Genomic DNA, 18,106 nt, shown 5'->3' with positions numbered 1-18,106 from the left:
TGGGTGCTGACTTTAACCAAAACCCGGGGGTGGGGGTATAATGTCCGCACGCACGTTGCCTTCCCCGGGGTCAGGCGGTCCGGCGGCGCAGGGTCGCCACGCCCAGCCCGACGGCGCCGACGATGAACAGGGCGATGGCTCCGACCGCGCCGCGCACGTCGGCCCACGCGCCGCCCGCCGCGAGCGTCTGCATCGCGTCCACGGCGTAGGTGAGGGGGAAGACGCGCGACAGCCACTCGAGCACCTCGGGCATCTGGTCGCGCGGCATGAGCAGGCCACAGGCGATGAGCTGGGGGAAGATCACCGCGGGCATCATCTGGACGGCCTGGAACTCGCTGCGGGCGAGCGCGGACGCGGCGAGGCCCAGGCAGCAGCCCAGGACGGCGTCCAGCATCGCCACGGCGACCACCAGCCACAGCGGGCCGAGCACGTCCATGCCGACGGCGAGCGCGAAGCCCACGACCACCAGCGACTGGAGCAGCGCAAGGGCGGCGAACGCGAGCGCGTAGCCCGCCACGAAGTCACCCTTGCGCAGCGGCGTGGTCATCAGCCGCTCCAGGGTGCCGGACTGCCGCTCGCGCAGCGTGGCGACGCTCGTCACGAGGAACATCACGATCAGCGGGAACAGCCCGACGAGCATCGGCCCGAACTGGTCGAGCACCGGCGTGCCGTCGAACATCCACGCGATGAGGCCGAGCAGCAGGCACGGCAGCAGGAGGATGAGGGCTACGGTCCGGCGGTCGAACCGGAGCTGGGCCAGCACGCGGCTCGCGGTGGTGAGGGTGAGCGTCATCGGGCTGTCTCCCCGCTCGTCGGCGTGGCCTGCTGGTCGATCAGGGCGAGGAACGCGCGCTCGGCGTCGGGCGCGCCCGTGCGGGCCAGCAGCTCGGCGGGCGTGAGGTCGGCGACGAGGGCGCCCTCGCGCAGCAGCAGGAGCCGGTCGCACTGGGTGGCCTCGTCCATCACGTGGCTCGAGACCAGCAGCGCGCGTCCCTCGCCCGCGAGCCGGCGGAACATGGCCCACAGGTCGCGGCGCAGCACGGGGTCGAGGCCGACGGTGGGCTCGTCGAGCACCAGGAGCTCGGGATCGCCGACGAGGGCGGCGGCCAGGGAGACGCGGGACCGCTCGCCGCCGGAGAGCGTCGCGACGCGCTGCTTCTCGTGGCCGCCCAGGTCGACGGCGGCGACGGCGCGGCGCACGGCCTCCTCCGCGCCGGCGGCGGGCAGGCCGGCCAGACGCGCGAAGTACCGCAGGTTCTGCAGCACCGTCAGGTCGGTGTACACGGAGGCTGCCTGTGTCACGTAGCCGACGCGGCGGCGCAGCGCCGGCGACCCGGCGGGCTCGCCCAGCACCGTGACGTCGCCGGTCACCCGGGCCTGGACGCCGACGACGGCGCGCAGCAGCGTCGTCTTGCCGGAGCCGGACGGGCCGAGCAGCCCGACCACCTGACCGGCGGGCACGGTGACGTCCAGGCCGTCGATGATCGGCCGGCCGCCGCGCTCGACCTGCAGACCGTGGACCCGGACCGCGACGTCGTCGTCGTTCCTCATGAGGCGATTCTGCTCCGGATGCTGCGCCGTGAGGAGCAGCGACGCCGCGCGCGCAGCAAGAATGGGCCGGCGGAGCCCGCGAAGGTCAGGCCACCGCGCTCGCACCCAGCCATCCGAGGGCTGCGGCGTTCGCCACCGCGGTGACCGCAGGCCCCCAGGTCGTGATGCGGTCGTGGAGGCGCGTTCCCACGACGGCGTCGGCGCCCTGCACGACCACCATCGCGACGGCGACCGCCACGAGGAAGCCGACGGACCCGCTGAAGAACGCCACGGTGGCCGCCACGGCCAGGGCGACGCTGCGGGCGAGGGCGTACATGAACCCGACGCGCGCCTCCCCGGCCGCCGCTCGGAGACCGGCGACCGAGTAGCCGAGGCTGACGTACGCGCTGACCGACGTGACCGCGGCGCAGACCCAGAAGGCGGGGGGCATGCCGCCCATCGTAGGGCGGCCCCGGCGGTGGGATCGCGCGGGGCGACCCCGTCAGCCGTGCTCGGCGGCGAGCTCCCGCGACCGGTCGCGCGCCGCCTCGAGCGCGTCGAGGAACGCGGACCGCACGCCGCGGTCGTCCAGCTTGCGCAGCGCGGCGACCGTGGTGCCGCCCGGGGAGGAGACCTTCTCGCGCAGCAGCACCGGGTGCTCCCCCGTCTCGTCGAGCAGCTTCGCCGAGCCGAGCACGGTCTCGACGGCGAGGCGGCGGGCGACGTCGCGGGTGAGGCCGAGGAGCACGCCGGCCTCCGCCATCGCGTCGACGACGTAGAAGACGTACGCCGGTCCGGAGCCGGCGAGCGCGCCGAACGCGTCGATGTCCTTCTCCGCCACGCGGAAGACGTGGCCCGAGCCGGACAGGACCTGCTCCACCAGCGCGACGTCGTCCTCCCCGGCGGCGCTGCCACCGACGACGGCCGTCACGCCCGCACCCACCAGCGCGGGGGTGTTCGGCATGGCGCGCACGACGGGCGTGCCGGCGGGCAGCCGCTGCTCGAAGAACGACAACGGCAGCCCGGCGGCGACGCTCACGACGACGGCACCGGGCTCCAGCGCGTCGGCCACGCGGTCGAGCATCGCTCCGACGTCCTTCGGCTTCACGCCGATGACGACGACGTGCGCGCCCTCCACGGCCGCCACGTTGTCCGTCGTCGCGCGCACCCCGAACCGGTCGGTGAGGTGCTCGCCCCGCTCCGCGCGCCGGGACGTAGCCACCACGTCCTCGGGGGCCACCCCCGCGGACAGCGCGCCCGCCAGCACCGCCTCGCCCATGTTGCCCGTCCCGAGGAACGCCATCTTCACGCCGCTCACCCGCGCGCCCGCCTGCTCGTCGATCTGCTCGCTCACGAGCACCACGGTACGGGCGCCCGAGAGCGGCAGGCCACCTCGCGCTCGCGCAGACCGTCCTGGCCGTACAGCGCGGCGCGCGCGCCGCGTGACGTCGGCGGGACGCGCCCGGCGAGATCGCCGCGTCACCGCAGCTGGTCGCGGCGACGCTTGAGGGAGGCTGACTCGGCGATGTTGCCGGCCAGGTCGATGGCCCGGTCGTACGCCTCGCGCGCCTCCCGGTGGCGGCCGAGTCGCCGCAGCAGGTCCGCCCGGGTGGCGTGGAACGCGTGATAGCCGGCCAGCTCGTCGTGGAGCCGGTCGACGTCCGCCAGCGCCACACCGGGGCCGTCGAGCTCTCCGACGACGACGGCCCGGTTGAGGGCGACGATCGGCGAGTGGTCCAGGCGGCCGAGCTGGTCGTAGAGGGCGAGGATCTGTGCCCAGCCCGTGTCACGGGCGTCCCGGGCGTCGGTGTGGACGGCGTTGATCGCCGCGAGGATCTGGTAGCGGCCCGGAGGGATCCCGCCGGCCGCGGCGGCGAGACGCTCTCGCACCAGCCCGTGACCCTCGGCGATCAAGGCCGGGTCCCAGACCCCCCGGTCCTGCGCGTCGAGCGGCACCAGCTCGCCGCCCGCCGAGACCCGGGCGCCGCGACGGGCGTCGATGAGGAGCATCAGCGCGAGCAGCCCCGCGACCTCGCCGTCCTCGGGCAGCAAGGAACGGACCAGCCGGGTGAGGCGGATCGCCTCCCCGCACAGGGACGGACGCACGGGATCCGCGTCGGGTCCCGTCGCGAGGTAGCCCTCGTTGAAGACGAGGTAGAGGACGGTGAGGACCCCGGACACCCGATCGGGAAGGTCCTCGGCCGACGGCACCCGGTACGGGACGTGTGCGGCTCTGATCTTGGCCTTCGCGCGGGTGATCCGCTGGCCCATCGTGCTCTCCTGCACGAGGAAGGCGCGGGCGATCTCGGGCATGGTGAGACCGCCGACCAGCCGGAGGGTGAGGGCCACCCGGGCCTCCGGGGCCAGCGCCGGGTGACAGCAGGTGAAGATCAGCCGCAGCCGGTCGTCGTCGATCGCGCCGAGAGGCTCGGGCGGGTCGGCGTCGACCAGGAGGTGCGCTTCCTCGTGCTTGCCCTGGCGCTTGCTCTCGCGCCGGACGCGGTCGATCGCCTTGCGGTGCGCCGTGGTCGTCAGCCAGGCGCCCGGGCTCGGCGGTACGCCCCCCGAGGGCCACGTCGCGACGGCGGCGGCGAACGCTTCCGCCGCGGCCTCCTCGGCGACGTCGAGGTCGCCGAACCGCCGGGCGAGGGTTGCGACCACCCGTGCCCACTCCTCCCGGTAGGCACGGGTGATCGCGTCACCGACGTCGGACGTCGTCATGCGAACGGCCGCACCTCGATCTTGCGGTCGCAGACCTTCGACGCCTCGGCGGCCAGCCGCAACGCCACGTCCAGGTCAGGGGCCTCCCAGACCCAGACGCCGGCGAGGTACTCCTTCGACTCCACGAAGGGGCCGTCCGTGAGCACCGCCTGCCCGTCCCGGTTGTCGACGACGGTGGCGGCGGCGGTGTCGGCCAGCCCGCCGGCGAACACCCAGTAGCCGTCGGCCATCAGCCGTTCGTTGAACGCGCTGATCTCGGGCCGCCGGTCCGCGCTGCCCGGGTCGGTCCGGTCGTCGATCACGGAGATGAGGTAACGCATGTGAACACCTTCTCTTCAGCCGTCGGGACCGCGAGCGGTCAGTTGTTCTGGATGGCGCGCCCGCGCTCGTCGGTCAGGACGTACCGCGGCCGGCCGGAAGGGCGCAGCACCTGCGTCGTCACGCCCCTGGTGTCCACGCGCGAGCGGACCAGCTCCAGCGACGCCTCCGGTCCGGTCTCCGGGAACAGCCGCCTCCCCTGGCCGAGGACCACCGGGACGGTGATCAGCGTCATCTCGTCCACCAGCTCGTTCTCCAGCAGCCACCGCGTCAGGACGCCGCTGCCGTGCACCTGGAGCTCGCCGCCCGGCGTGGCCTTCAGGTCGCGGACGGCGTCCAGGACGTCGTCGGACAGGACCGTGACCTCCGACCATCCCGGACGGGTGAGCGTCGACGACACCACGTACTTGGTCCGCGTGTTGAGGGCACGGCTGACCGGCTCCCAGCCGGGGACGTCCTGCTCCGCCAGCGTGCCCCACGACCCGGCGAAGATCTCGTACGTGCGCCGCCCGAGCAGGAACGCGTCGGCGCGCTGATAGGTCTCGTTGATGAACCTGCGGGTCTCGTCGTCGCCCGTGCCCCGGGCCCATCCGCCGCGCTCGAACCCGCTCCTGCGGTCGTCCTCCGAGGTGTGGCCGTTGCCCTGCATCACGCCGTCGATCGTGATCTGGGTCATCGTCGTCAGCTTCATGCTCGTGGTTCCTTCGCTCCGCGCCGCCCCTGGTGGGCGGCCTCACCAGTTCCACGAACGGGACCGTCCCGGTCCTACAGCACCTCGCGAGCTTTCTTCGAAAGACGTGCGCGACGCGAGCCCGACGCCGCGCAGGTCAGAGCGGGTAGGCGGAGTAGAAGTCCTCGACCAGGTCCGCCGGGCCCGTGGCCTGCAGCACCGCGGTGCCGTTGCGCCAGGTCACGACGGCGGCGTCCGCCGTGGTGCCCGGGGTCACGACGTAGGCGCCGACCTTCGCGCCGTCGACCGTGACGTCGCCCTTGCCGGTCGGGTCGCCGGCCGCCTTGACCAGTGCGTCGTACGCGCTCGTCGCGGTGTCGTCGTCCTCCCACTGCCCGGCGTGCACCTGCACGGTCGCCGCGCCGTCGCCGTCGCCGTCCGCGTAGGTGAGCTCCCACGCCTCGACGGCGTCCGCGTCCTTCTCCCAGGTCTTGTCCTCCGTGACGGCGCGCAGCGCGAGCGCCAGCACCGAGTCCGGCTGCGCCTTGACGAACGCCGTCTGCGACTCCGGCCGGCCGCTCGGCGCGATCGTCGGCGTGGGGACCGGCGCCGTCACCGTGGCCTGCGGCTCCGGCTCGTCCCGGGCGAACCCGGGCCACACGAACGCCGTCAGCAGCACCACCAGTAGCACCAGCGCGGCCGCGGCCGACGCCACCACGATGCGGCGACGGCGGAACACCTCCGGCGACGGGCGAACCTTGCCACCCGTACGAGCCTGGCTCACGATGTCCTCCTGCGGGGTCGACGTCGGTGCACGACGCAGCCTAGGGCGCGCCGCCACCGATCGATCCCCTCGGGGCCGCGTGTCGACGCGACCCGCGTCAGCGCAGCACGAGCTCGATCTCCGGGTGGTCGGCGAAGACCTCCAGGACCAGCTCGGCGTAGGTCTTGCCGCGCCCCGCCTCGAGATCGTCGAGACGGCTGCGGAAGAGCGCGGTGTCGGCCCGCGGGTCGGCTGCCCGCTCGCGGTAGTACGCGCGGGTCGCGGCGAAGCCCAACGCCTCGCGGGAGCGACCGAAGTCGTGCCAGACGACGGTGACCCGGTCCGCGCCGCGTGCGGCGCCGAACCCGCCGTGCAGCAGGTCGGCCAGGGCGTCGAGGCTCGGCCCGAGGGTCCAGTCCTCGTCGGCCATGAGCACGCGGTCCAGCTCGTCGTAGAACGCGGCGACCGAGTCCACGCGGGCGCCGTCGAGGTGGAAGGTCCGGTGGTCGGTCCCGGCCGGGTCGGTGTCGCCGTCGTGCTCCGCGAGCGGGTCGTACTCCGTGAGCTCGGTGCGCCAGTACTCGGCGCCGTCGCGGGTGCGGTGCACGATGCCGAGGTCGACGAGCGCCCGGCGGGCCCCGACCGGGTCGGCGGCGAGCGCCGCCAGCCGGTCGGTGAGCTCCCGCTCGCCCACGGTCTCGAGCAGGACGGGCAGCGTGGCGTGCCCGAGCCAGCGCGCCACGGCCTTGCGGTGCTCCCACCGGCGCGGCATAGCCAGCAGGCGCCCGTCGTGCAGGAACCGGGAGACGTCGGGGTTCACGGGGACCACGGGGCCATCATCGCGCGCACCGCGCGCCCCGGCCGTGAGGACCGGTGTGTCGGTGCCGGCCTCTAGCGTCTGTCGACGTGAGCACCACGACCTCGTCCCGCACCCGCGCCAAGCAGTCGCGCCCCGGCTACCGCTGCACGGAGTGCGGGTGGACCACCTCGAAGTGGGTGGGCCGGTGCGGGGAGTGCCAGGAGTGGGGCACGGTCACGGACGAGGGTCCGGCGTCGACGGGTCCGCGCACGGTCGCGGTGAGCCCGGGCCGGACGCCGGCGCGGTCGATCGCGGACATCGACGTCGCCGCCGCGCGGGCCGAGCCCACGCGGGTCGACGAGCTGGACCGCGTGCTCGGCGGCGGCCTCGTGCCCGGCGCCGTCGTGCTGCTGGCGGGCGAGCCGGGCGTCGGCAAGTCGACGCTGCTGCTCGACGTCGCGGCCACGTACGCGCGTGGCGCCGACGGCCACGGCGCCCGCACCGTGCTGTACGTGACGGGCGAGGAGTCCGCCGGGCAGGTCCGGCTGCGCGCCGAGCGGGTGGGTGCGCTGGCGCCGAGCCTCCTGCTGGCCGCCGAGACCGACCTCGGCACCGTGCTCGGTCACATCGAGGCCAACGAGCCGGAGCTGCTGGTGGTGGACTCCGTGCAGACGATCGCCTCGGCCGAGGTGGACGGCGCGCCGGGCGGCGTCAGCCAGGTGCGCGAGGTCGCGGCGGCGCTCATCGCGGTGGCCAAGGAGCGGCAGGTGCCCGTGCTGCTGGTCGGGCACGTCACCAAGGACGGCACGGTCGCAGGGCCGCGCACGCTGGAGCACCTGGTGGACGTGGTGTGCCAGTTCGAGGGCGACCGGCACTCGCGGCTGCGCATGGTCCGTGCCGTGAAGAACCGGTACGGGCCCACGGACGAGGTCGGCTGCTTCGAGCTGTCCGAGTCGGGCATCGTCGGGCTCAGCGACCCGAGCGGGCTGTTCCTCTCCCACCTCGGTGCGGGCGTGCCCGGCACGTGCGTCACGGTGACGCTCGAGGGTCGTCGACCGCTCGCCCTGGAGCTGCAGTCGCTCGTCGCCCCGTCACCGCTGGCGAACCCCCGCCGCACGACGAGCGGCGTCGAGTCCTCCCGGCTGGCGATGATCCTCGCCGTCCTGCACCGGCACGCCGGCCTCCGGCTCGCCGACCAGGACGTGTACGTCTCCACGATCGGCGGCGCGCGCGTCACCGAGCCCGCCGCCGACCTCGCCACGGCACTCGCCATCGTCTCCGCCCGCACCGGAGAGCCGCTGCCCACGGGCACCGTCGCCCTGGGCGAGGTGGGCCTTGCGGGCGACCTCCGTCCCGTCACCGGGCTGGACCGTCGGGTCGGGGAGGCGGCCCGGCTGGGCTTCGTCCGGGCCGTGGTCCCGGCGGGCGCGGCGGTCAAGGCACCCGCCGGGATGCAGCTGCTGGAGGCCCGGCACCTCGCCGAGGCCGTCGAGCTCGCCGGGGTCGGCGTCCGATCAGCGGATCGCCGGGGCGAGCGCGCCCCCACGTCGTAGGATTCCCCCGTGGCTCCCTCTTCCGTGCACTCCGACGCCCTGCTCCGGGAGACGCTTGCCGCGGTCGCGCCCGGCACCGAGCTGCGCGACGGGCTGGAGCGCATCCTGCGCGGCCGCACCGGCGCGCTCATCGTCCTCGGCCTCGACAAGACGGTGGAGCAGATGTGCTCCGGCGGCTTCGAGCTGGACGTCCAGTTCTCCGCCACGCGCCTGCGCGAGCTGTCCAAGATGGACGGTGCGTGCGTGCTCGACCACGACGCCACCCGGATCCGGCGCGCCGCCGTGCAGCTGCTGCCCGACCCGTCCATCGAGACCAGCGAGTCCGGCACCCGCCACCGCACCGCGGAGCGCGTCGCCAAGCAGTCCGGCCTGCCGGTGATCTCCGTGAGCCAGTCCATGCGGATCATCGCCATCTACGTCGGGTCGCACCGGCACGTCCTCGAGGACCCGGACACCATCCTGGGCCGCGCCAACCAGGCGCTCGCCACCCTGGAGCGGTACCGCTCCCGCCTCGACGAGGTGTCCGGCACCCTGTCCGCGCTGGAGATCGAGGACCTCGTCACCGTGCGCGACGTGTGCTCCGTCGTCCAGCGCCTGGAGATGGTGCGCCGCATCTCGGAGGAGATCGACGGGTACGTCGTCGAGCTCGGCGCCGACGGCCGGCTCCTCGCGCTGCAGCTCGACGAGCTCATCGGCGGCATCGGCGCGGACCGCGACTTCGTGGTCCGCGACTACGTCGAGCTGGAGCGCAGCGGGCGCTCCCTCGCCGGCGTGCAGGCTGACCTCGCCGCCCTCGACTCTGCCCAGCTCCTCGACCTCGGCCACATCGGCCGGGTGCTGGAGCTGCCCGGCGGCGGCGTCGCGCTCGACGCGGCCGTCGCGCCGCACGGTTACCGGCTCCTGTCCAAGGTGCCGCGTCTGCCCGCCGCCATCATCGAGCGCCTGGTCGGCCACTTCGGCGGGCTGCAGAAGCTCCTCGCCGCGAGCGTCGACGACCTCATGGCCGTGGACGGCGTCGGCGAGCAGCGCGCGCGGGCGGTGCGCGAGGGCCTGTCGCGCCTCGCCGAGTCCAGCATCCTCGAACGCTACGTCTGACCCGGCACGCACCGGTCCGGTCACGTCGGCGATCTGCTGACCGCTGAGCCGGCCGCGCCGAACGAGCCGAACGCGACCCGTCAGGCCCGCCCGGACGCCTTCTCGTCCGCGGCGGCCTTGCGGTCGGCGGCGCGCTCCGCGCCGGTCTTCTTCCCGCTGCCGGCGTCGTCCGTGGCGTCGTCGGTCGTCGTGCTCGTGGTGTCGTCCGGGGTGGCGTCCTCGGAGTCGCGCTGGGCGTCCCCCGCGGTCGCGGCGTCATCTTCCCCGTCGCCGCCGGACGTCGCGCCGTCGGTGACGCCCCCGGTGGCCTTCTCGTCCGGGGCGACGGGGGACTTCGCCTTCTCCGCGACGGTGAAGACGACCGGGTCGCTCGTCGCGCCGGGGACGTCCGCGAGGGACGCCGTCGCCTCGTAGGTCCCGGCCGCGACGGTCGGCTGGTTCTTGCAGCCCTTCCCGGACACGCGCGAGCTCCAGTGCACCTCGCCGACGTTCACGTCCTCCGGGCCGAGCAGCAGCATCCGCGACCCCTCCGAGCAGTCCGACGACGACCAGACCCGCTCCTTGCCGGTCGGGTCGGTGATCGTCACCGCACGGCTGGCGGCGGAGCCGTCGAGGAGGCACGGCACCCGGCCCACGTTCGTCACCCGCACCATGAACGACATCGGCGACCCGGCGGTCACCGTCGTCGCGCTGGGCGACAGACGCAGCTCCACGTCCTCGGGCCGGCACGTCGTAGCAGGGCCTCCGGCGTCGAGCGGCGCGGGCGCGGCGACCTTGTCCGCCGGCAGGCTCTCCGGCCCCGCGAGCATCCCCCGCACACCGTCGACCGCCCGCCCGAGGCCGTAGCCGCCGACCACGCCCGCTGCGCAGAGCAGCACCACCACCAGCAGCGTCACCACGGTCGAGCGGCGGGGGCGACGGGGCGGTGCCGACCGTGCCCCCCGTGACGGGCGCGACGGCGTGCGGCGGCGGGCCGAGGCCGTACGTGCACCGCCCCGCGACGCACCTGGCGCAACCAGCTGCGACGCGGTGACCACGCGGCGGTCGCCGCGGCGAGCGCCCGACGCCTGCGACGTCGACCGGGTGGACGAGCGGCTGGACGAGCGGGTGGTGGACGAGCGGCCGGACGAGCCGGTGGACGACCTGCCGGACGACGACCGCGTGCCGGCGGACCGTCCGGTCGTGGCTTTCGCGGCCGTGCCCTTCGTCGGACGGGCGCTCGAGCCGCGTGCCCCGCTCGACGTCGCTCTCGGTGCCGCCTTCCGCGTCGACGACGGGGACGCCTTCGTCGCCGGCTTGGGCGCCGGCTTCGACGTCGACCTCGGGGCTGCCTTCGAGGTCCCCTTGCCCGAGCCTGCCGCGGAGCCGCGCGCCGTCGTCGACCGCGACGACCCGGACGTGGCCCGCTTGCTCGACGTCGTGCCCCGAGGCGTGTCTCCCGACCGGCGAGGCGTGGCGCCCGAGCGCCCCGAGGACCCGGAGCCGCCCGTCCGCCCTCCGCCGGAGCGCGCGCCGTCGCCGCGCGAGGTGCCTGCACCTCGACGCCCGTCGTCCGCACGTACCACGGGCCACTCCTCCGTCTCGAACCGCACCGCGGCGCCACCGTACGACGTGCGGGTTCACCGTCCGCGGAGCCGCGCCGCCGCCACCCCGGAGTTGTCAGAGTCACGTTGCGCTGGAGCCTGACCTGGCTCTGACAGCTGTCACGGGCTCCGCGCTGTCAGAACCAGGTCGTGCCATACCCGGGCGTGGTTCTGACAGCTCCTGAGCGAGAATGCCACCGTGCCACCGCTCGCAGCCGCCCCGACGACACCGGCCCCCGCGTCCACGGACGCGCTGGTCGCCCGCACGGTCGCATGGTTCGACGACGTCGCCCGCGACCTCCCGTGGCGGCGCCCGGACCGCACGGCCTGGGGCGTGCTCGTCAGCGAGGTGATGCTGCAGCAGACGCCCGTCGTGCGGGTCGAGCCCGTGTGGCGGGCGTGGCTCGAGCGGTGGCCGACGCCGGCCGACCTCGCCGCAGCCCCCACCGCCGACGTGCTGCGCGCCTGGGACCGGCTCGGGTACCCGCGCCGCGCGCTGCGGCTCGCGGACTGCGCCCGCGCGATCGTCGAGCGGCACGACGGCGCGGTGCCGGACGACGAGGAGGCGTTGCGCGCCCTGCCCGGCATCGGCGAGTACACGGCGGCCGCCGTGCGGGCGTTCGCGTTCGGCCGGCGCTCCGTCGTCGTCGACACCAACGTGCGGCGCGTGCTGGCCCGCACCCGCGGCGGCACCGCCCTCGGGGCGCCCTCCCCCACCGCGGCGGAGCGGGAGCTGGCCACCGCCGTCGTGCCCGACGACGACGCGACCGCCGCCCGCTGGGCCGCCGCGTCGATGGAGCTGGGCGCCGTCGTGTGCACCGCCCGGGCGCCGCGGTGCGGCGCCTGCCCGGTGGCCGACCTGTGCGCGTGGCGTGCCGCTGGCCACCCGCCCGACGCCTACGCGCACCGTCGCCGCACCCAGGCGTGGCACGGCACCGACCGGCAGGTGCGAGGCCGGGTCATGGCCGCCCTGCGGACCGCCACCGACCCGCTGCCGCGCGTGCTGCTCGCCGACTCGGGCCCCGACCAGGCCCAGGTGGACCGCTGCCTCGCCGGGCTGGTCGAGGACGGCCTGATCGAGCAGGACGACGCCGGCCGGTACCACCTGCCCGCCTGAGCGACCCGGGTCCGAGGGTCAGAGCTCGAGCAGCATCCGCGTGTTGCCGAGGGTGTTGGGCTTGACCCGCGCGAGGTCGAGGAACTCGGCCACACCGTCGTCGTGCGAGCGCAGCAGCTCGGCGTAGACGTCGGTCGTCACGGGGGTGCCGTCGATCTCGCGGAAGCCGTGCGTCCGGAAGAAGCCCACCTCGAACGTGAGGCAGAAGACGCGCCGCAGCCCCATCTCCCGCGCGCGGCCGACGAGCCCCTCGACGATGGCGTGCCCCACCCCGCGCCCACGCCACGCCGGGTCGGCCGCGAGCGTGCGCACCTCGGCCAGGTCGTCCCACATGACGTGCAGCGCGCCGCAGCCGACGACGCCGCCGTCCGGGTCCGCGGCCACGAGGAACTCCTGCACGGCCTCGTAGTACCCGACCATCTCCTTGGCGAGCAGGATGCGCTGCTCCGCGTACGGCTCCACCAGCCGCCGCACGGCCCGCATGTCGGCCGGCAGCGCGGGGCGGACGGCGTACGACGCGCCGTGGTCCTGGGGCACGGCGTCACTCTACGGTCGCGACCCCCGCGCGGCGCGGGCGTCCCGGTGCACGGACGTTCACGACTCCTCCACGAGCGCGACGGCCGTCGTCTCGTCGATGACCAGGTCGGTGACCACGCCGGCGGCGAGCGCCGCCCGCAGCGGCACCACCTTGTTGTCCCCGGCGACGGCGCACAGGCGCCGCGGGATGCGACGCAGCTCCGCCGGGGTGGGGCCGGTGGCGCGGGCGTTGAGAGGGATGTCGCGGTACGTGCCGTCGGAGCGAACGAAGACGGTGCACACGTCGCCGACGACGCCCTCGCCGTCCAGGACGGCGACGTCGTCCGGGTCGAGGTAGCCGGCGGAGTACACGTGCGAGGGCACCCCGCCCGTGAGGGCGCCCACGGAGAACAGCGCGATGTCGGCGCGGCCCTGGAGCTCGAGCACGCGGCGCACCGAGCGCTCGCGCCACATCGCCGCCTTGGTCTCGGCGAAGTCGAAGAACGCCGGCACGGGGAAGTAGTGCACGGACGCGTCGAAGGCGGTGCCGAAGCCGGCGATGAGGTCCCCGGCGTAGGTCATCCCCGAGGTCCGGGTGTTGGCGGCGCCGTTGAGCTGGACGATGGCGGCGCCCCGGGTGGGCTTGTGGGGCAGGTGCTCGGTGATGGCGGCGAGCGTCGTGCCCCAGGCCACGCCGAGCACCATGTCGGAGTCGAACCAGCGGGCCAGCAGCCGCGCGGTGGTGATGGAGACCTGCTGCAGGCGGTCGTCGTCGTCGGCCGAGTCGGAGACGGGCACGACGTACGCGTCGATGCCGTGCCGCTCCGCGATCTCCTGGCTGAGGCCGGGCGCGCGGGAGGGCCCCGGTCGGAGCGTGATCTCGACCACCCCTGTCTCGCGGGCCCGCTTGATGAGCCGCGACACGGTGGAGCGCGACGTGCGCAGGTGTCGCGCGATCGTCTCCATCTTCATGTCCTGCAGGTAGTACATGGTCGCGGCCATGACCACGTCGCGTTCCCGGTAGGTCGCCATGCCCTCAGGATGGCACGCTGCACGTTTGTGCACACGGCTTGCGCGGACGTGCCGGCAGTGCTGACCTGGGAGCGTCGTCGTCGACCGGAAGGAACCCCGATGACCTCCACCCGCCTCACGGCCGAGTCGCGCACCCAAGCCCTCGCCGCACTGAAGGACTCGCAGTCCCCGAGCGGCGAGCTCGACGTGCTCGTCATCGGCGGCGGCGTCACCGGCGCCGGCATCGCCCTCGACGCCGCCACCCGTGGACTGTCGACGGCGATCGTCGAGGCCCAGGACTGGGCCTCCGGGACGTCGAGCCGCAGCAGCAAGCTGGTGCACGGTGGGCTGCGCTACCTGCAGATGCTCGACTTCCACCTCGTCAAGGAGGCGCTCACGGAGCGCGACCTCCTGCTGAAGGACATCGCACCGCACCTCGTCAAGCCCGTGCCGTTCCTCTACCCGCTCGAGCACCGCGTGTGGGAGCGCGCCTACGTCGGCGCCGGCATCGCGCTCTACGACACCCTCGCCTCCCTCGCCCCGGGCCGGCGCGCCATGCCGCTGCACCGCCACCTCAGCCGCCGGCAGATGTCGAGCAAGTTCCCCGACCTCGCCCACGACGCCGCCATCGGTGCCGTGCAGTACTGGGACGCCTCGGTGGACGACGCCCGCCTCGTCGCGACGCTGGTGCGCACGGCCGTGAGCTACGGCGCGCACGCGGCGTCGCGGACCCAGGTCGTGGAGCTCACCAAGGGCGCGACCGGCGCCGTGAACGGCGCCGTCCTCGTCGACCTCGAGAGCGGCGAGGAGATCACGGTGCGCGCGCGGCACGTCATCAACGCCACCGGCGTGTGGACGGAGGACACCGAGTCCCTCGCCGGCGACGAGGGCGGCCTGCGGGTGCTCGCGTCCAAGGGCGTGCACATCGTCGTCCCCCGCGAGCGCATCAAGGGCACCGTCGGGCTCATCCTGCAGACCGAGAAGTCCGTGCTGTTCGTGATCCCCTGGTCCCGGTACTGGGTGGTCGGCACCACCGACACCCCCTGGGACCAGGACCCCACCCACCCCATCGCCACGGCGCAGGACATCGACTACGTGCTGGACCACGCCAACGCGGTGCTGGCCCACCCGCTGTCCCGCGACGACATCATCGGCACGTACGCCGGCCTGCGCCCGCTGCTGCAGCCCGGCACCAAGGAGGGCACCAGCTCGGCCAAGGTGTCGCGCGAGCACACCGTCGCCAGCCCGGTGCCCGGCCTCACGGTCATCGCCGGCGGCAAGCTCACGACGTACCGCGTGATGGCGAAGGACGCCGTGGACTTCGCCATCGGGCAGCGTGCGGCGGCCCTGCCGTCGATCACGCACCAGATCCCGCTGCTCGGCGCCGTCGGCCTGCAGGCCACCCGGCGCCTGGCGCGGACCTGGGCGGCGCGGTACGGGTGGAAGCCGCCGATGGTGGACCACCTGCTGCACCGGTACGGCTCGTCGCTGCGCCAGCTCGTCGACCTGTGCGAGCAGGACCCGTCGCTGGCGCGACCGCTGGAGCACGCCCCCGCCTACCTGCGCGCCGAGATCCACTTCGGCGTCAGCCACGAGGGCGCGCTGCACCTCGAGGACCTGCTGCTGCACCGCACGCGGCTCGTGTACGAGGTCGCGGACCGCGGGCTGGCGGCGCTCCCCGAGATCGCCGACATCGCGGCACCCCTCCTGGGCTGGGACGCCGCCGCACGACAGGCCGAGATCGACGCCTACACCGCCCGCGCCCAGGCCGAGGACGAGGCGGAGCACCAGCCCGACGACGCGAGCGCAGAGGCCGTCCGCCTCCGGGCGCCCGACGTCGCCGCCATGCAGCCCCTGCGGGGCTGATCCCCCTCCCCGGCCGGGCGACCGGCCGGGGGCCCCCGCAGGGCGCAGCCCGTCGCGGGTCTCTCCCCAGGCGGAGAGGACAACGTGGTCCCTCAAGAGAAAGTGAGCCAACGATGGACTCATTGATCATGCAGGCGTTCTGGTCCGAGATCCTCGGGACCGCGACGCTGATCCTGCTCGGCGCGGGCGTCGTCGCCAACGTGATTCTGCCCCGGAACAAAGGCTTCGACGGCGGCTGGCTGCTCATCAACTTCGGGTGGGGCCTCGCGGTGTTCGCGGGCGTGTTCGTCGCCTACAAGTCGGGCGCGCACCTGAACCCCGCGGTCACGATCGGGCTGTTCACCGCCGACCTGCCCTTCTACTCGGTCACGGGTCCGGGCGGCGCCATCACCGCCACGATCGAGCCCACCGTGGGCAACATGTTCATCTACTTCGGCGCCGAGATGATCGGCGCCATCATCGGCGCCGTGCTCGCGTTCATCGCGTACAAGAAGCACTTCGACGAGGAGGCGCCCGCCCCCATCAAGCTCGCCGTGTTCTCCACCGGTCCCGAGATCCGCTCCTACGGCTGGAACTTCGTCACCGAGGTCCTCGCGACCTTCGTGCTGGTCTTCTTCGTCGTGGTCTCCGGCAAGACGCCGTCCGGCCTCGGGCCGCTCGCCGTCGCGCTCATCGTGGTCGGCATCGGCGCCTCCCTCGGTGGCCCCACCGGGTACGCCATCAACCCGGCACGTGACCTCGGCCCCCGCATCGCGCACGCCTTCCTGCCGATCCGGGGCAAGGGCTCCAGCGACTGGTCGTACGCCTGGGTGCCCGTCGCCGGCCCCCTCGTGGGTGGCGTGCTCGCCGGCCTGCTCGGCGCCGCGTACTCCTGACCGAACCCGCCGGCCGGGCCCGTCCGGCCCGGCCGGCACCACTTCCACCACACCGACGTGAAGGGCAACCCCCATGGCTGACTACGTCCTCGCCATCGACCAGGGCACGACGAGCTCGCGTGCCATCGTCTTCGACCACTCCGGCCGGATCGTCTCCACCGGCCAGCTCGAGCACGACCAGATCTTCCCCAGGGCGGGATGGGTCGAGCACAACGCCGAGCAGATCTGGAGCAACGTGCGCGAGGTCGTCGGGCTCGCGCTGACCCGCGGCAACCTCGCCCACACCGACCTCGCCGCCATCGGCATCACCAACCAGCGCGAGACCGCCGTCGTGTGGGACAAGAACACCGGCAAGCCGGTGTACAACGCCATCGTGTGGCAGGACACGCGCACCCAGGCGATCGTCGACGAGCTGGGCGGCTCCGAGGGCGCCGACAAGTACAAGGGGATCGTCGGCCTGCCGCTGGCGACCTACTTCTCCGGCCCCAAGGTGAAGTGGATCCTCGACAACGTCGACGGCGCGCGCGAGGCGGCCGAGCGCGGCGACCTCCTGTTCGGCAACACCGACACCTGGGTGCTGTGGAACATGACGGGCGGCCCCGACGGCGGCGTGCACGTCACCGACGTGACCAACGCGTCCCGGACCATGCTGATGGACCTCGACACCCTCAGCTGGCGCGAGGACATCGCCGCCGACATGGGCATCCCCCTGTCGATGCTCCCCGAGATCCGCTCGTCCTCCGAGGTGTACGGCCAGGGCCGCCCCCGCGGCATGGTCCCCGGCGTCCCCATCGCCGGCATCCTCGGCGACCAGCAGGCCGCCACCTTCGGCCAGGCCTGCTTCGAGACCGGCACCGCGAAGAACACCTACGGCACCGGCAACTTCATGCTGCTCAACACCGGCACGGAGAAGGTGCCGAGCAAGAACGGCCTGCTCACCACCGTCTGCTACAAGATCGGTGACGCCCCCCAGGTGTACGCGCTGGAGGGCTCCATCGCCGTCACCGGCTCGCTCATCCAGTGGCTGCGGGACAACCTCGGCATGTTCGAGGACGCCCCCGACGTCGAGTGGCTGGCCCGCAAGGTCGACGACAACGGCGGCGCCTACTTCGTGCCCGCCTTCTCCGGGCTGTTCGCGCCCTACTGGCGGCCCGACGCCCGAGGCGCGCTCGTCGGCCTCACGCGGTACGTCAACCGCAACCACATCGCGCGCGCGGCGCTGGAGGCCGTGGCCTTCCAGACCCGCGAGGTCGTCGACGCGATGAAGCTGGACTCCGGTGTCGACCTCACCGAGCTCAAGGTGGACGGCGGCATGGTCCAGAACGAGCTGCTCATGCAGTTCCAGGCGGACCAGCTCGGCGTCGACGTCGTGCGGCCCAAGGTCGCGGAGACGACGGCGCTCGGCGCCGCCTACGCCGCCGGCATCGCCGTCGGGTTCTGGAAGGGCGAGGAGGACGTCACCGCGAACTGGGCGGAGGACAAGCGCTGGTCGCCGTCGATGGCCGACGACGAGCGCGAGCGGATGTACCGGTCCTGGAAGAAGGCCGTGACGAAGACCTTCGACTGGGTGGACGAGGACGTGCAGTAGTCCTCGCTCGAGCCCGCGGCGGGGACGAACGTCGTGCGGGCGGTCGCGTTCACGGGCGCCAGGGCGCCCTCCACTTCGGGAACACCTACGACCGCCCGCAC

19 protein-coding genes are annotated in these 18,106 nt (G+C 73.8%); 7 read left to right on the top strand and 12 right to left on the bottom strand.

Annotated features, from left to right (window positions below; all coding sequences use genetic code 11):
• Positions 1 to 70: 70 nt before the first annotated feature.
• The 9 genes from ACWGKI_RS15090 to ACWGKI_RS15050 form a co-directional block, all read right to left on the bottom strand.
• On the bottom strand, positions 71 to 793 hold the full coding sequence (locus ACWGKI_RS15090; protein WP_452188032.1) for an ABC transporter permease: 723 nt from the start codon (positions 791 to 793) through the stop codon (positions 71 to 73).
• Complete coding sequence (locus ACWGKI_RS15085) at positions 790 to 1,551, bottom strand: ABC transporter ATP-binding protein (RefSeq protein ID WP_452188030.1); 762 nt, start codon at positions 1,549 to 1,551, stop codon at positions 790 to 792. Before ACWGKI_RS15085 ends, ACWGKI_RS15090 begins: the two co-directional genes overlap by 4 nt.
• Before the next feature lie 85 nt (positions 1,552 to 1,636).
• A complete protein-coding gene (locus ACWGKI_RS15080) occupies positions 1,637 to 1,981 on the bottom strand; it encodes a hypothetical protein (RefSeq protein WP_452188028.1) in 345 nt (114 codons plus the stop codon).
• A gap of 51 nt (positions 1,982 to 2,032) precedes the next feature.
• Positions 2,033 to 2,884 carry a pyrroline-5-carboxylate reductase gene (gene proC / locus ACWGKI_RS15075; RefSeq protein WP_452188026.1) on the bottom strand — a complete coding sequence of 284 codons (852 nt, stop codon included), beginning with the start codon at positions 2,882 to 2,884 and terminating at the stop codon, positions 2,033 to 2,035.
• Between the two features lie 125 nt (positions 2,885 to 3,009).
• Positions 3,010 to 4,251: an RNA polymerase sigma factor gene (locus ACWGKI_RS15070; RefSeq protein ID WP_452188024.1), complete on the bottom strand. Its 1,242-nt coding sequence runs from the start codon at positions 4,249 to 4,251 to the stop codon at positions 3,010 to 3,012.
• Positions 4,248 to 4,571 carry a YciI family protein gene (locus ACWGKI_RS15065; RefSeq protein ID WP_452188022.1) on the bottom strand — a complete coding sequence of 108 codons (324 nt, stop codon included), beginning with the start codon at positions 4,569 to 4,571 and terminating at the stop codon, positions 4,248 to 4,250. Before ACWGKI_RS15065 ends, ACWGKI_RS15070 begins: the two co-directional genes overlap by 4 nt.
• Positions 4,572 to 4,609: 38 nt before the next feature.
• Positions 4,610 to 5,260 (bottom strand): dihydrofolate reductase family protein, encoded by a 651-nt coding sequence (locus ACWGKI_RS15060; RefSeq protein WP_452188020.1) that lies wholly within the window; start codon positions 5,258 to 5,260, stop codon positions 4,610 to 4,612.
• Between the two features lie 136 nt (positions 5,261 to 5,396).
• Positions 5,397 to 6,023 carry a hypothetical protein gene (locus tag ACWGKI_RS15055; protein WP_452188018.1) on the bottom strand — a complete coding sequence of 209 codons (627 nt, stop codon included), beginning with the start codon at positions 6,021 to 6,023 and terminating at the stop codon, positions 5,397 to 5,399.
• A gap of 97 nt (positions 6,024 to 6,120) precedes the next feature.
• Positions 6,121 to 6,831 (bottom strand): DUF2087 domain-containing protein, encoded by a 711-nt coding sequence (locus ACWGKI_RS15050; RefSeq protein WP_452188017.1) that lies wholly within the window; start codon positions 6,829 to 6,831, stop codon positions 6,121 to 6,123.
• Between the two features lie 77 nt (positions 6,832 to 6,908).
• On the opposite strand from ACWGKI_RS15050, the gene radA reads away from it, so the two are divergent.
• Positions 6,909 to 8,354 (top strand): DNA repair protein RadA, encoded by a 1,446-nt coding sequence (radA, locus tag ACWGKI_RS15045; protein ID WP_452188015.1) that lies wholly within the window; start codon positions 6,909 to 6,911, stop codon positions 8,352 to 8,354.
• A gap of 9 nt (positions 8,355 to 8,363) precedes the next feature.
• Positions 8,364 to 9,449, top strand: coding sequence for a DNA integrity scanning diadenylate cyclase DisA (gene disA / locus ACWGKI_RS15040; protein ID WP_079572135.1), 1,086 nt, complete (start codon positions 8,364 to 8,366; stop codon positions 9,447 to 9,449).
• A gap of 80 nt (positions 9,450 to 9,529) precedes the next feature.
• On the opposite strand, the gene ACWGKI_RS15035 is transcribed toward disA, so the two are convergent.
• Positions 9,530 to 10,345 carry a hypothetical protein gene (locus ACWGKI_RS15035; protein WP_452188013.1) on the bottom strand — a complete coding sequence of 272 codons (816 nt, stop codon included), beginning with the start codon at positions 10,343 to 10,345 and terminating at the stop codon, positions 9,530 to 9,532.
• A gap of 133 nt (positions 10,346 to 10,478) precedes the next feature.
• Between ACWGKI_RS15035 and ACWGKI_RS15030 the strand changes: the two genes are divergently transcribed.
• Positions 10,479 to 11,135 (top strand): hypothetical protein, encoded by a 657-nt coding sequence (locus ACWGKI_RS15030; RefSeq protein WP_452188011.1) that lies wholly within the window; start codon positions 10,479 to 10,481, stop codon positions 11,133 to 11,135.
• A gap of 96 nt (positions 11,136 to 11,231) precedes the next feature.
• On the top strand, positions 11,232 to 12,149 hold the full coding sequence (locus ACWGKI_RS15025; protein WP_380243481.1) for an HhH-GPD family protein: 918 nt from the start codon (positions 11,232 to 11,234) through the stop codon (positions 12,147 to 12,149).
• An 18-nt stretch (positions 12,150 to 12,167) separates the two neighbouring features.
• On the opposite strand, the gene ACWGKI_RS15020 is transcribed toward ACWGKI_RS15025, so the two are convergent.
• The gene (locus ACWGKI_RS15020) at positions 12,168 to 12,686 is read right to left on the bottom strand and encodes an amino-acid N-acetyltransferase (protein ID WP_380243480.1); all 519 of its coding nucleotides are present in this window, start codon (positions 12,684 to 12,686) and stop codon (positions 12,168 to 12,170) included.
• Between the two features lie 57 nt (positions 12,687 to 12,743).
• Positions 12,744 to 13,697 (bottom strand): sugar-binding transcriptional regulator, encoded by a 954-nt coding sequence (locus tag ACWGKI_RS15015; protein WP_380243479.1) that lies wholly within the window; start codon positions 13,695 to 13,697, stop codon positions 12,744 to 12,746.
• 99 nt (positions 13,698 to 13,796) lie between these two features.
• On the opposite strand from ACWGKI_RS15015, the gene ACWGKI_RS15010 reads away from it, so the two are divergent.
• The 3 genes from ACWGKI_RS15010 (at position 13,797) to glpK (ending at position 18,005) form a co-directional block, all read left to right on the top strand.
• On the top strand, positions 13,797 to 15,542 hold the full coding sequence (locus ACWGKI_RS15010) for a glycerol-3-phosphate dehydrogenase/oxidase (RefSeq protein WP_380243478.1): 1,746 nt from the start codon (positions 13,797 to 13,799) through the stop codon (positions 15,540 to 15,542).
• A gap of 113 nt (positions 15,543 to 15,655) precedes the next feature.
• Complete coding sequence (locus ACWGKI_RS15005; RefSeq protein ID WP_380243477.1) at positions 15,656 to 16,417, top strand: MIP/aquaporin family protein; 762 nt, start codon at positions 15,656 to 15,658, stop codon at positions 16,415 to 16,417.
• Positions 16,418 to 16,490: 73 nt separating this feature from the next.
• The gene (gene glpK, locus ACWGKI_RS15000) at positions 16,491 to 18,005 is read left to right on the top strand and encodes a glycerol kinase GlpK (RefSeq protein WP_380243476.1); all 1,515 of its coding nucleotides are present in this window, start codon (positions 16,491 to 16,493) and stop codon (positions 18,003 to 18,005) included.
• The last annotated feature ends 101 nt before the right edge of the window (positions 18,006 to 18,106 follow it).

The sequence above is a fragment of the Isoptericola sp. NPDC055881 genome, assembly GCF_053615895.1.
The sequence above is the reverse complement of the archived record's forward strand: the minus strand, read 5'-3'. Positions and strand labels throughout refer to the sequence as shown.